The sequence below is a fragment of the Desertivirga brevis genome, assembly GCF_017355835.1.
Window position 1 is genome coordinate 452,033 of the sequence record NZ_JAFEWF010000006.1, and the last position, 13,027, is coordinate 465,059.

A 13,027-nucleotide genomic window follows, 5' to 3' on the forward strand; every position below is an offset into this window, starting at 1 on the left:
AATATGCTTTCGCAGTTTGAAAAATACAAAGGAATTCGTCCAGGAGCCATTCTGGATCATGAGCTAAGAAAAAGAAAGCTCAGTATAACCTCCTTTGCCTTTTCAATTCAGGAGGACCCGCGTACTATTGAGGCTATTGCACATGGCGAAATTTCTCTAGATACTACCATCGCCACTAAAGCAGAGAAAGCCTTAGGAATTGATACAGGTACCTTCATGGAATTGGACCAGTATTACGAGGCCAAAATCAAGCTTGAAGCCGAGAGAAGAAAGTTGCATCCTAATCTTTCAATACTCAGGAGTATCCTTTTTTGGGATACAGATATAAACCGGATCGACTGGGAAAAGCATTCTAAATTTGTTATTCAAAGAGTGTTCGAGCGTGGTAATGAAGCAGAGAAAGAAGAAATTACGAGATTCTATGGGTTGGAAAAAGTAAATGCTGTCCTAAGTCAAAAGTTTCCTACGGGTGAAATCCATGTAATGGGGCATTTAAAAGTTCGGTAATGCTTTATTGGAATACTGTAAATTACTTATTAAAGTCAAGCCTGGTTGCATTAATGAACGCAGAAGAACTCCAGACAAAAAGGAGCAAATTGTCTCGACACTGTCGAGACAATTAAGTTGGTCGCATATTCACAGTTGAAGGAGATACATTATACAGCCCTTCTTTAGAAATTTACCGAACAAAATATTTCACCTCATGCGCTTCCCAAGCTGCCGGAACCTCCAGCTTATCAATCAGATGCTCTATGACATTTCCGGGAACCATTTCCTTCCGTTTTGCATTTTGCTGCATAACCGTTTGATACGGAACCTCAATATAGACTATGGCGACTTTAGCACCATAAGAAGTAAAGAGTTCAACTAACTGCGAACGCATCTGCGAAGTAATATTAGTTGCATTCCAGACAAATCCTTTCTTCTTTCTTAAAAGGCTTTTCGCCATCTCTTTAGCTTCCTGAATCACTCTTCCATTAGCCTTCTTATCCGTGGGAGAAATTCGCTTTTCCCTCCGGAAATTATCCAAAGAAATTAAAGGCATCTCGGACAAATTTTTTTTTTTGCAAATAAGTATCTTTTCCTGCACCGGGTAATCCCGATAACAAGATAACTTCTGCTTCCGGTTCATCAAAAGGAACATAGTCAACCAGACTTTCTTCTTTAGCAAGATAATACATTCGGGCATGAGAAGAATGAAAGAATTTCGCAGCGCCCCAGCAGTTGTGCTCTCTGCAGTACTCTTCAAAGCAGTCAATCCGGTACAGCAGATCTTCCTGATCCTGGCAGTATCGTCCCAAGGCGTCTGCTCTTGCTAATAAAGCCAGCCATTCTGTATTTACCTCATAACTTGCTTTTATCAGAGCTTTCAGCGGATCGGGTCTTTCCAGAAGCCATAAAGGTAAACCGTGATGGCGTACCAGGCCGACAATTTGTTCCCTAATTAAGAAAGGTGTTGAAATTTCTCTGTACAATATCTGACGGGTTTTCATCGCTCCCTTTCGGGCATGGCCATGAGCAGTAATACTTCCGTCTGCCTCCAGAATGGTCGCACTGTACTTTTCAACGTCGTGCAATAGTGCCGAAGCCCAAAGGATTTCCTGTTCCTGAGGCAAAAGACTTTGAAAGCCAGGAAGAGCTCCTAAAGCTTCTAATACCATTTGCGTGTGAATGGCAACATTGCCTTCAGCATGATGAAGAGGATCTTGAGGCACGCCCTCCATGCGAGTAACCCAATCAAAATTTTCTTTGAGATAATTCCAATCCTTACTATTACTAATAGTCCACATAATTACCTCCTTCCTGATTTAGTTTCGCTCGTTTCCAGTTCCTGGTCCAATGCTCGTCCGTTTTAACATGCCCTTTTCTAACGTATTTGAAAACGTTCTCTGAAAAGCTGTCTACTGAATAAGACTGTGTATTACGACTTACAATACCTTCAATCGTTGTCGGTTTCCCAGTTTTGATATCAAAGGGTTCGAAAATACCTCTTCCCGAAGCAAGGTTCAGAACTTCCAGCTCCAAGATCTTTAGGTCTGATACGTTGGTCTGAATTTGTAATTCAGGTACATTAGGAAGATCAAGCATATTCGCATAGAACTTCGTTTCCTCCCAGCTTAACCACCGATCATGTTCCCGTACCCCGAATACATAAAAATGATGATCCAGATTCCTGTATTCAATAGAGTGAACTGCATACAGGTTTTCCAGAAATATTTCCAGATGGCCCAGGTCGTGTTTGATCAATTGCCAGAACCTGCGCAAACTCTCTGTCCATGGAGAAACAGTTGGAGCTGCATGAGAGCGGGCGAATACGCCTAACCTTGACAGACAGTTGTTTTCTCCGTCAAGCTTCTCGGTATGAACGAGCTCCGGAATGTCTTTTATAAGTTCCCAGTAATTATGTTGAATCCTGTCGTCGCTGGTTGTGCCCGGCGAAAAAGGATAATGATATGTCCTGCCATATTTTTTTGAAATAGCCATGATGTTTAAGATTAAATAAAACAATAAGAGTCATCTCTTCCCCGGAGAGAGGAAGTCATTCTTTAAATAGAATGTATGTATGACATTACATGGCTCAAATAATATGAGGGTTTTGATGGGGCAAAGATAGGGAAAAGAGTTGTAAGGTTATAATATGCTCGGAAAGGCATTTATCGAGTTTGTATGAGAACATCCTACAGAAAGTAGCGCCTTGCCTTGGTTTCTGTGTTAACGTCACTTTTAATAGTTACGAGATCTTACTTTTTTTCCTTTAGTTTTTTTGATTTTTTTTTAAAGACAAAAGGAGGTTTATATTGTATCTTTAAGGACTATTGGTAGGGGCAATTCTTCCCTCTAAAAAACCAAACAAAATTTAGCGACCTTATAGCGATCTTACAGCGATGTTATAGCGACCTTATAGCGATATTTATTGTGGGAACATTGGTACATCATTCCTACCTGATTCGTACCAAAGGGCAGACAGATTCGAGGAAGAGGGCAGGAGCGGAGTCGGGACCTTGCCGCGGCCCCGAACGGGGGTCAAAGCAGTTCCGAACAAATACCGGCTGCTTTGAAAGCTTGTCTCCTTTCCTTTCCCTGTTTGGTAATAATCCTTTCAGAAGAAAACCTTTGTAAGGAGAAGCTCACAACGGATGCTGATAATTTTGAGGGTTGGCCTTCAGTAGTCCATTTTTTATATTTATTCCGCTTTCAATTATTAATGGTAGGGTAACGGATTAGGGCATTGCGATTAACAGGGATCGGAATATTTTTTTTTGAGAAAATTAATAATATTTTTTCCACTGCGCAAAAAGGCTGCGCAGAGATAAGTTTTCTTTGTATCGTTAAAAGAATCAAAACATGCTGTTAACCATTACCAATCGCAAACAACCAGCTTCGGATCTTAGCTTCCTGCTCCACAAGCACCCAGCCAAAGTTCAGAGTGTTGAACTATCTGCAGGTAAAGCCCACATCTTTTATGAAAGAGCCGATAATGAAGAGTGTACTGCTGTTCTTTTGCTAGATATTGATCCGGTGGGACTAGTAAGAAATGACGGGCCTAACGGGAACGACTTTGCTTTGGAGCAGTACGTTAACGACAGGCCTTATGTGGCCAGTTCATTTATGAGTGCAGCTATTGCCAAAGCCTTTTCTTCCGCTCTGAACGGAAGATGTAAAGACAAGCCGGAGTTGGTGGATCAACCTCTTTCCCTTGAAATAAAACTGGCTGTTTTACCTGTACGTGGTGGAGAAGAATTTTTACGCAGATTATTTGAACCATTAGGGTATGAGGTAAATGCAACCAACCACACTTTGGATGATACTTTCCCTAAATGGGGACAAAGCAGGTATTATACCGTTATTCTTAAAAACGAGATAAGCGTCCAACAACTATTGTCGCACCTTTATGTGCTAATCCCTGTTTGTGATAATGACAAGCATTACTGGGTAAGTCAACACGAAGTTGAAAAACTGCTCGAAAAAGGACAAGATTGGTTAGATACTCATCCTGAAAAGGAAATAATTGTAAGACGCTATCTGAAACATCAACGTTCACTTGCCAATAAAGCACTTGAAGTTTTAATAAGCAAAGACCTCGAAGATGTAGTGCCAGAAGAAGCTGAGCTAGCAGGATCAGAAGAACCTGAAAAAGTGGTTCGCATCCACGAGCAGCGATTAGTTGCAGCTAGAGATGCTCTGCTTTCAGCAGGTTGTAAACGTGTTGTAGACCTGGGTTGCGGAGAAGGTCGTTTGATGAAACTGCTTTTGGCCGAGAAAGCGTTTGAATATGTTTTGGGGATGGATGTTAGTTACCGATGTCTGGAAATAGCAAAGGATCGACTGAAACTTGAAAGATTATCCGAAAAGCAATCAAATAGAGTGCGACTAATACAGGGTTCTTTGACCTACCGGGATAAACGGATTGAAGGCTTTGATGGCGCTGCTCTTGTAGAAGTGATCGAGCATCTGGATCGGCCTAGACTGGCAGCTTTAGAAAGAACTGTCTTCGAATTTGCGAAGCCGGGAATGGTGGTATTAACAACCCCAAATGCTGAATACAATGTCCGGTTTGAGGATTATGAAGAGGGTAAAATGAGGCATTCTGATCACCGGTTTGAATGGACACGGAAAGAGTTTGAAACCTGGGCTAGTGGTATCGCTGAGAGGTATTCTTATGAAGTAAGCTTTAGTCCGGTTGGGGAAGTAGATCCTGAAGTTGGAGCGCTAAGCCAAATGGCAGTATTTAAATTAAAAGCAGAGAAGGAGGAATCCTTATCATGAAAGATAACAGAATAATTAAAGTTCCCGAACTATCATTGATCGTACTGATAGGTGCCTCAGGGTCGGGTAAATCGACCTTCGCAAGAAAGCATTTTAAAGAAACTGAGATTGTTTCTTCGGATAAATGCCGTGGGATTGTTAGTGATGATGAGAATAACCAGGCAGTTTCTGCTGATGCCTTTGCCTTGGCAAGATATATCACCGGCCTTCGGCTAAAGAACGGGCTCCTTACCGTGATTGACGCCACCAACGTTCAGGAGGATGCCAGGAAAGACTGGGTAAAGCTTGCGCGTGAATACCATGTGCTGCCGGTTGCAATCATTTTGAATGTAGCGGAGAAAGTATGTGTAGAGAGAAATGCATTAAGGCCTGATCGTAATTTTGGCAAACATGTAATTCCACAGCATATCTCACAATTGAAGCGAAGCATTAAAAAGCTAAAGCTCGAAGGCTTCAGGCATGTTATTGAGTTAAGGTCGCTGGAAGAAGTAGAAGCTGTTTGTGGTATCGTTCGAGATCCCCTTTACAATAATAAAAAGGAAGAAAAAGGACCATTCGATATTATTGGCGATGTGCACGGATGCTTCGATGAATTGATTGAGTTGCTTGGCAACTTGGGGTATGTTCATAATGGTACGTCCTTTTCTCATCCTGACGGAAGAAAAGCTGTTTTCTTGGGCGATCTGGTAGACCGGGGGCCAAATACTCCAGCTGTGTTAAAGCTGGTAATGGAAATGGTAGGAGATGGAGCGGCACTTTGTGTTCCGGGAAATCATGATATAAAGTTGGTGCGCTGGTTAAATGGTAAAAATTTGCAGGTTAAACATGGTCTTGCAGAATCGATCGAGCAATTGTCATTAGAAACCCAGGAATTCAAGGATAAGGCAAAAGCATTCCTTGATGCACTGGTAAGCCATTATGTTTTGGATGAAGGAAAGCTCGTTGTTTCCCATGCCGGGTTAAAGGAGAACATGCAGGGGAGAGGTTCCGGCGCTGTTCGAGAGTTCTGCTATTATGGCGAAACAACCGGGGAAATAGATGAGTTCGGACTTCCGGTACGACACAATTGGGCTGCCGAGTATTCAGGTAAGGCCATGGTTGTGTACGGTCATACACCTGTTCCTACCCCTCAATGGCTAAACAAAACTATTGATATTGATACCGGCTGCGTGTTTGGTGGCTCACTTACGGCTCTTCGATATCCTGAAAAAGAACTGGTTTCGGTAAAAGCAGCAAGGGTTTATTGTGAGCCAATTCGTCCGCTAATTCCTGAAAAGAAAGCCAACCTGAGTTTACAGCAAGAGCACGACGATGTATTGGATATAGCCGAGCTAACAGGAAAACAAATAGTTGAAACAAAATATGCTCACAACGTTACCATCCGCGAAGAAAATGCAATAGCTGCGCTCGAGGTAATGAGTCGCTTTTCCGTAAATCCGAAATGGCTGATATATCTTCCCCCTACAATGAGTCCCTGCAAAACCAGTGAAGAAGGTAATTATCTGGAATATCCGCTGGAAGGCTTTGATTATTATAAAGCAGCCGGGGTAAAAAAGGTGATATGCGAAGAAAAGCATATGGGCTCAAGAGCCGTGTTGATTGTTGGAAAAGATGAAGCCGTTATCGAGCGGGTATTTGGAATCAGGGATGAAGGGATCGGAACAATTTATACCCGGACTGGTCGTGCTTTCTTTAATGAGAAGGAAACAGAACAGGAGCTACTGAAACGAGTAAACGAGGCTTTAATAAGATCAGGCTTCTACGAAAAGATGGAAACAGAGTGGGTTTGCCTGGATATAGAGTTAATGCCGTGGAGTTCTAAAGCTCAAGCTTTACTCGAAACACAATACGCTTCTGTAGGTTCAGCGGCTGACCATGCACTGGAAGAGACAATGAAGGTTTTAAACAATGCTTTGGAAAGTAATGGAGCGCTGGCAGAACTAAAAGAACGCTATAGTCATAAATTGGAGCAGGTTTCCGACTACAAGAAAGCTTATGGCCGCTACTGCTGGGACGTAAACATGTTAGAGGATTATAAGATTGCGCCTTTTCATATTTTGGCTACCGAAGGCAAAGTGTGGATCGAACAGAACCACGAATGGCATATGGAAACCATTAAGTCCTTTTGTGCAAGTGATCCAGCAATTCTGCTCGCAACTCCCTATTTGATCGTAGATCTTGAAGATGAGGAAAGTGTAAATAAAGCCATAGAATGGTGGATATCGTTAACGGATGAGGGAGGAGAGGGGATGGTGATCAAACCTTACAATTTTATTGAACGGGATAATAAAGGTGTGGTACAACCGGCAGTTAAGGTAAGAGGAAGAGAATATTTGCGGATAATCTATGGACCGGAATACACCTCTGAAGAAAACCTGTCTAGACTAAGATCACGTGCACTTAATGCAAAAAGGTCTCTGGCTATGCGGGAATTTGCATTAGGAGTAGAAGGGTTGGAGCGATTTATTAACAAAGAACCGCTGCGAAGAGTGCACCAATGCGCTTTTGGAGTACTCGCTTTGGAGAGCGAGCCGATAGATCCCAGGCTGTAAACGAAAACGCAGACAGTGGTTGTAGACTCTGTCTGTCGTTCTTTTTGAAAAGTATATATTATGACCTTTGAAGCACTATATCTGCAAAATCAATTTATCCTTCTGGATTGTATCAGTGGAAGCAAAGCCTACAACCTGGCCCTTCCATCATCCGATACCGATAAAAAGGGCGTCTTCATCTTACCCCAGGGGGAGTTGTTTGGCTTCGGGAAACCTCAGCAATTGAACAACGAGAGCAATGATGAGGTGTATTTCGAGCTGCGACGGTTTTTGGAACTTCTGTTAAAGAATAATCCGAATATACTGGAGCTATTAAGTACTCCAGAAGAATGCGTGATCTACAAACATCCGCTAATGGAGCTGATAAGGCCGGAACACTTTCTTTCAAAGCTTTGTCTGGATACGTTTGCAGGATATGCAACCAGCCAGATCAAAAAAGCCAAAGGACTTAACAAGAAGATCAATAAAGCCTTCGAATTGGAAAGAAAAAGTGTCCTTGACTTCTGCTACGTGGTGTACAGCAATGGCAGTGTTTCGCTTAAGGAATGGTTACAGGAACAGCAGTTCAGACAGGAAGAGTGCGGCCTCTCGAAATTGCAGCATTTTAAAGATGTGTATCTGCTGTATCATCAGAGTCAGCTGAAGCAGGGTGAAACATTTTACGGTATTGTTGCTGGACCAGGGTCCGCCGATGTACAATTAGCCACTGTTCCGAAAGGAATAGAACCTCTTGCTGTCATGAATTTCAATAAAGATGCTTACTCAATTTATTGCAGGGAGTTCCGTGAGTACTGGGAGTGGGTGAGGAAACGTAACGAAGCCCGGTACCAAAGCACTTTATTTCATGGCAAAAGTTACGATGCTAAGAATATGATGCATACTTTCAGACTGCTGAATATGGCAGAAGAAATTGCACTTTACAAAGAAGTAAGGGTTAGTCGGGATGATCGTGATTTTCTTTTAAAGATTAGATCAGGGGAATTCGAATATGAGGAACTTATACAAATGGTAGAGGAAAAGATGGAGAAGATCAAAGTAGCGTATGAACATTCGCAGTTGCCGTTAAAGCCGGATGAACAATATGCTGAATCCTTGTTAATTCAGTTAAGGGAATCGTTTTATAGGTTATAAAGGAGATGAACATCAAGTTAATTCCCAAGACTAAGGAAATTAGGTACTGGATTCCCTTCACACTAAACTTTCTCATCCATTTACATCTTGTAATAGTAAATGAATAAGGTTCTACTTGTCTTTTTCTTTATTTTTCAAGCCTCTCTGAAAGCGCAAAATGCCCATTTAACTTCCAATCCTGCTACACTTTTAAGTAACTATATTAAACACCAATCTTTATCTGGCTCTGAGGAAATAGCAGGCAGATACTTTATGCATTTATGCAGACAAGTTGGTTTAAGTATTACTGATTTTAGTGCAGACGAGTCGTCCTTAAACTTTGCAGCGTCCATATACCCGCTTAGTAGTAAAAAACCTAATATTATCCTGCTAAATCATATAGATGTTGTTCCCGCTCCTGATAGTGGCGGCCTGTGGAGGTATCCGCCCTTTTCGGGAACAATAGCCGACGGTAGTGTTTGGGGGCGCGGGGCAATTGACAACAAAGGCATGGCTATTATGCAATTATTAGCCGTAGCTGATTTAGTTAAGGAAGCTAAAACAAGAGGATTCGATCATAATATCACGATCTTAACCGTATCAGCGGAGGAGACAGGTGGAGTACTGGGAGCCAAATTTGTAACAGAGAAACATCTGGAGGAGTTAAATCCAGTGGTGGTATTGGGAGAAGGAGGGTCTGGAATTTCAAAGATCTTATCCTCTGATCCGAATACGAAAGTGTTCGGTATCGAGATAGATCAAAAGAACAGGCTCTGGCTGGAATTACAGTTGGCGGTTGCTTCTGCAGGTCATGGTGCAGTTCCTCCTCATGAATATAGCAACAAGTTAATGGTCAGGTCATTAAACAGGCTGGTGAAGCGGAATCCAAAAGTTGTAGTAACAAAGCCGGCGAATATGATGTTCCGCGAGCTTAGCAAGTATGAGGTTGGTACAAGACGATATGTTTTCAAGCACATGAACTTGTTTCGACCGGCATTAAATCTATTCTTTAGAAAAGATCCGCTGGTAAGGGCAACGTTAACGAATACGATTGCGATAACAAATATCTCCAATCCCGGCCGGGTTATTAATCAGATCCCTCAAAGCATTACGGTTACCTTAGACTGCCGTTTGCTTCCCGGAACTAACGAAGAAAAGTTTATACGATGGGTAAAAAGGCGCCTGGATGATGATGATATAGACATAAAATCATTAACCGTATTACAAAATGCCAAGTTCACCAATACCAATAATGCTTTTTACGAAAAGCTTGAAACAGCCATAACCTCCGTATATCCTAATTCAGTAACTATTCCTATTGTCTTTCCAGCCTCCAATGATAACAACTATTTCAGATTGAAGGGTATCCCGGCTTACGGAATCCTCCCTGCCCATTTAGATACAGAGCTTCTTAGTTCCTTACATAACATCAACGAGCGAATTCCTATAGAGGCTTTAGATAAGGGCATTGAAGTGTATACGGAATTTCTAAAAAGCGCCGTAGCTATGCCAGTAAATTTAACAGCAAGATAAATAACAGCGGGAAACACAAAAGAGGCCTCCTTAGGTCTTAAACACTCCAAGGTCTAAGGCAGCGTCGTTGCCACTCTGTTTATGGATCATTACCTTATCGATGCGTCTTTCATCCATATCCACTATCTCGAACACGAAGCCCTTCCATTCAATTTTCTCACCGGCAATTGGAATATGATTTAGATGTTGAAGGATTAATCCGGCCAGAGTTGAAAACCTGGTTTCATCCTCTTCCAAGGTGATATCCAAAAGGCGAAGCATTTCATAAAAGGAAAACTGGCCATCGGCCAACCACGAGTTTTCATCCCGTATGCTCATTTGATAACCCTCAGCAGAAGTAGTTGGAAGTCCTCCCACTAGTGCTGTGATCACATCGTCCATGGTGATCATGCCTTCTATAGATCCATATTCATCGATAACAATGGCGATATCTAATCCTGCACCGTTCAATTGCTCCAGTAGATTATAAACAGCCATGTGTTCGTGAACATAAAGAGGCTTCTTTATCAGTTTCTCGATAGAAACCATATTATTAATTTGCTCCTGAACAAAAATCTCTTTGATATCAATTACGCCTCGCAGGTTGTCGAGGCTCTTTTCCGCAACCGGATAAACAGAGTGATTGTAATCTCTTATCCTGCTCCTTATCGTGTCGAGGTTATCGTTAACATCGAACCATATAATATCGGTGCGGTGGGTCATCAGTTCTGAAACCTTTCTGTCGCCTAATGCAAATACCCTTTGCACAATTCTCTGCTCAATTTCCTGAATTTCTCCTCTTTGAGTGCTTTCCTCAATGATTGATGTAATTTCCTCTTCCGAGGCCACTTCTACACCATTATCGGCAATTCCAAAAATTCGCAGGAACACGTCGTTAGACTTAGATAGAAGCCAGATAAATGGCTTAGTGACTTTGGATATGATGATCATCGCTCCAGCAACCAGAGAAGATACTTTTTCGGGAAAGCTAAGTCCAATTCTCTTCGGTAACAGTTCACCGAAAAGTATAGAGAAGAAAGTGATAGTAATAACAACTACTAAAAGGGCGATGGTATCAGCGTAGGGTTTTAAGAATGCTACCCTGCTTATTGCCACTTCCGCATAGCTAGTTAAGTTTTCACCACTAAAAATACCGGTTAGAATGCCGATGATGGTGATCCCGATTTGTACAGTGGAGAGAAATGTATTCGGATTGCTCGCCAGATCTAAGGCCCGCCTAGCTCCGGCATCACCTCTTTTGGCCATGCTTTCAAGTTTGAATTTCTTTGCCGAGGCTAACGCAATCTCACTCATCGAGAAAATTCCGTTCAGTAAAATCAATACGATAATTATAAGTATTTCCATAGGTACCGATCCTAATACTCAATAAGGGTTAAGCGCACAGTTTGTTGTGAAAATGAGAGATTATCGCTTTCAATAATGGCCTTTCTCCTGATACAGGAATTTTTTATGCAGCTAAATGAGTTTCGATCATAGGCCTTAAATAACCTGATGTTGTGTAGTCGAATTGTGAACTCCGCGGTGTGTAACAAGGAGAGAGCCTTGTTCATTATATAGAAAACTAACTGCCTATCGTTATTGCTTTACTTCTTATTGTTGGCCCGTGGATATGGAAATCCATTGAAGCTCTGCTTTAGCAATTAATAATACTATAATCCAAACACAACAAGATAGTTTAATAAGGATGACTACCCCAGTTATGGGATTTAATAATCGGCTTGGAACTTTGTTCATAAAATATAGTATTCCAAGGGCGGAATTTCAGCAATAGGCCGGGTATTTTATTTCAAGGCTCTTACTACTTTTTCAAGACTCAACCCCTGGACAATTATTGAGAACAATACAACTATATAAGTTACAGACACTATCATGTCCCGCTGCATTCCCGAATTAAGTGAAAGCGCTAAGGCAATAGAGATTCCACCTCTTAGTCCTCCCCAGGTCATGATCAAAAAGGTTTTCTTAGGAAAGTCATATTTCAAACGAAAGAGAAAAGATGGAGTTACCAGCGATATAAACCGACTAACGATCACAACCAGGATTGCGATTAACCCAATATACAGAAAAGACATTTCGAATGGGATAACTAATAGTTCAAGCCCTATTAATACAAATAGAATGGCATTAAATATTTCGTCTACCATTTCCCAAAATTTATGAACATAGTCGCTCGTTTCTTCCGACATTGCTTCTATTGTGCCTTTGTTTCCTATAAATAAACCCGCTATTACCATAGCTAAAGGTCCCGAAAAATGAAACATTGGTGCAAGCGAGATTCCTCCCATTACCATAGCCAGTGTTATCAATACTTCGGTTTGGTAATGATCTATTTTTTTCAGCATAACAAATCCCAGATATCCCAATAATAATCCTAATGCTATCCCACCTAAAATCTCTTCTGCCAACAGCACAATGATCTCTGAAGTTGATACTTCTGCAAAGCCCTCGCTGGCTATGTTAAATAGTGTCAGAAATACCACAACACCAACTCCATCATTAAAAAGAGACTCGCCCGTTATCTTAGTTTCTATTGATTCTGAAATACCAGCCTTTTTTAAGATAGAGAGCACCGCTATCGGATCGGTAGGAGAAATGAGTGCACCAAACAAAAGGCAATAGATAAAGTCAACCGGTTGGTACAAGAATGGAAGAATGATATAGGTGGGTCCAGCAACTAAGAACGTAGATATCAATATGCCTGCCGTAGCGTAAGTAAGGATGGGCCATTTTGCTTTTCGGAGTCTTTTAATATCCGTATGTAATGCCCCTGCAAAAAGCAGAAACCCTAGCATAAAATCTAAAAGAAAATCTGAAAAGTCGATCTGAACCATCAGATTTTTCACAAAACCTCCAACGGGTGAAGTTGCTCCTGCAAACAATAGCAAAAGCGACAACAGGAGGGATAAAACCATCAATCCTATTGTGGAGGGTAGTTTCAAAAATCGTATATTGATATATGCTAATACTGCCGACAACGTAATTATTAACGATATCAGTTTAAGAGTATCCATAGGTTATGTTTAACAGTGTTTATGAGAAAACGCACAGCTTTTAATTGCCAGGTT

General features: G+C 41.5%; 10 protein-coding genes. 5 read left to right on the forward strand and 5 right to left on the reverse strand.

Features of this window, described 5'->3' with window-relative positions; all coding sequences use genetic code 11:
- Window positions 1-3 precede the first annotated feature (3 nt).
- A complete protein-coding gene (locus J4N25_RS17230) occupies window positions 4-507 on the forward strand; it encodes a DUF6922 domain-containing protein (RefSeq protein ID WP_207423029.1) in 504 nt (167 codons plus the stop codon).
- A gap of 172 nt (window positions 508-679) precedes the next feature.
- Here J4N25_RS17230 and J4N25_RS17235 read toward each other — a convergent pair whose 3' ends face one another.
- The 3 genes from J4N25_RS17235 to J4N25_RS17245 are packed head-to-tail and all read right to left on the reverse strand — an operon-like array spanning window position 680 to window position 2,484.
- Window positions 680-1,045 carry an ATP-binding protein gene (locus J4N25_RS17235; protein WP_207423030.1) on the reverse strand — a complete coding sequence of 122 codons (366 nt, stop codon included), beginning with the start codon at window positions 1,043-1,045 and terminating at the stop codon, window positions 680-682.
- Window positions 1,023-1,790, reverse strand: a complete 768-nt coding sequence (locus J4N25_RS17240; protein WP_207423031.1) for an HD domain-containing protein — start codon at window positions 1,788-1,790, stop codon at window positions 1,023-1,025. The genes J4N25_RS17235 and J4N25_RS17240 overlap by 23 nt, the downstream gene beginning before the upstream one ends.
- Complete coding sequence (locus J4N25_RS17245) at window positions 1,777-2,484, reverse strand: RNA ligase family protein (protein WP_207423032.1); 708 nt, start codon at window positions 2,482-2,484, stop codon at window positions 1,777-1,779. The genes J4N25_RS17240 and J4N25_RS17245 overlap by 14 nt, the downstream gene beginning before the upstream one ends.
- Before the next feature lie 861 nt (window positions 2,485-3,345).
- On the opposite strand from J4N25_RS17245, the gene J4N25_RS17250 reads away from it, so the two are divergent.
- The 4 genes from J4N25_RS17250 (at window position 3,346) to J4N25_RS17265 (ending at window position 9,962) form a co-directional block, all read left to right on the forward strand.
- The gene (locus J4N25_RS17250; RefSeq protein WP_207423033.1) at window positions 3,346-4,767 is read left to right on the forward strand and encodes a 3' terminal RNA ribose 2'-O-methyltransferase Hen1; all 1,422 of its coding nucleotides are present in this window, start codon (window positions 3,346-3,348) and stop codon (window positions 4,765-4,767) included.
- Window positions 4,764-7,319, forward strand: coding sequence for a polynucleotide kinase-phosphatase (locus J4N25_RS17255; RefSeq protein WP_207423034.1), 2,556 nt, complete (start codon window positions 4,764-4,766; stop codon window positions 7,317-7,319). The genes J4N25_RS17250 and J4N25_RS17255 overlap by 4 nt, the downstream gene beginning before the upstream one ends.
- Window positions 7,320-7,379: 60 nt before the next feature.
- Window positions 7,380-8,450 (forward strand): DNA polymerase beta superfamily protein, encoded by a 1,071-nt coding sequence (locus J4N25_RS17260; protein ID WP_207423035.1) that lies wholly within the window; start codon window positions 7,380-7,382, stop codon window positions 8,448-8,450.
- A 99-nt stretch (window positions 8,451-8,549) separates the two neighbouring features.
- Window positions 8,550-9,962, forward strand: coding sequence for a M20/M25/M40 family metallo-hydrolase (locus tag J4N25_RS17265; RefSeq protein WP_207423036.1), 1,413 nt, complete (start codon window positions 8,550-8,552; stop codon window positions 9,960-9,962).
- Between the two features lie 30 nt (window positions 9,963-9,992).
- On the opposite strand, the gene J4N25_RS17270 is transcribed toward J4N25_RS17265, so the two are convergent.
- Together J4N25_RS17270 and J4N25_RS17275 are read right to left on the reverse strand one after the other, a co-directional pair.
- Window positions 9,993-11,306, reverse strand: a complete 1,314-nt coding sequence (locus J4N25_RS17270) for a hemolysin family protein (RefSeq protein WP_207423037.1) — start codon at window positions 11,304-11,306, stop codon at window positions 9,993-9,995.
- 437 nt (window positions 11,307-11,743) lie between these two features.
- On the reverse strand, window positions 11,744-12,973 hold the full coding sequence (locus tag J4N25_RS17275) for a cation:proton antiporter (RefSeq protein WP_207423038.1): 1,230 nt from the start codon (window positions 12,971-12,973) through the stop codon (window positions 11,744-11,746).
- Window positions 12,974-13,027: the final 54 nt, after the last annotated feature.

What these genes read in the sequence shown, in the direction of transcription:
- J4N25_RS17230 (WP_207423029.1), top strand. Translation starts at nt 4, where the DNA reads ATGCTTTCGCAGTTTGAAAAATACAAAGGAATTCGTCCAGGAGCCATT.
- J4N25_RS17235 (WP_207423030.1), bottom strand. Translation starts at nt 1,045, where the DNA reads ATGCCTTTAATTTCTTTGGATAATTTCCGGAGGGAAAAGCGAATTTCT.
- J4N25_RS17240 (WP_207423031.1), bottom strand. Translation starts at nt 1,790, where the DNA reads ATGTGGACTATTAGTAATAGTAAGGATTGGAATTATCTCAAAGAAAAT.
- J4N25_RS17245 (WP_207423032.1), bottom strand. Translation starts at nt 2,484, where the DNA reads ATGGCTATTTCAAAAAAATATGGCAGGACATATCATTATCCTTTTTCG.
- J4N25_RS17250 (WP_207423033.1), top strand. Translation starts at nt 3,346, where the DNA reads ATGCTGTTAACCATTACCAATCGCAAACAACCAGCTTCGGATCTTAGC.
- J4N25_RS17255 (WP_207423034.1), top strand. Translation starts at nt 4,764, where the DNA reads ATGAAAGATAACAGAATAATTAAAGTTCCCGAACTATCATTGATCGTA.
- J4N25_RS17260 (WP_207423035.1), top strand. Translation starts at nt 7,380, where the DNA reads ATGACCTTTGAAGCACTATATCTGCAAAATCAATTTATCCTTCTGGAT.
- J4N25_RS17265 (WP_207423036.1), top strand. Translation starts at nt 8,550, where the DNA reads ATGAATAAGGTTCTACTTGTCTTTTTCTTTATTTTTCAAGCCTCTCTG.
- J4N25_RS17270 (WP_207423037.1), bottom strand. Translation starts at nt 11,306, where the DNA reads ATGGAAATACTTATAATTATCGTATTGATTTTACTGAACGGAATTTTC.
- J4N25_RS17275 (WP_207423038.1), bottom strand. Translation starts at nt 12,973, where the DNA reads ATGGATACTCTTAAACTGATATCGTTAATAATTACGTTGTCGGCAGTA.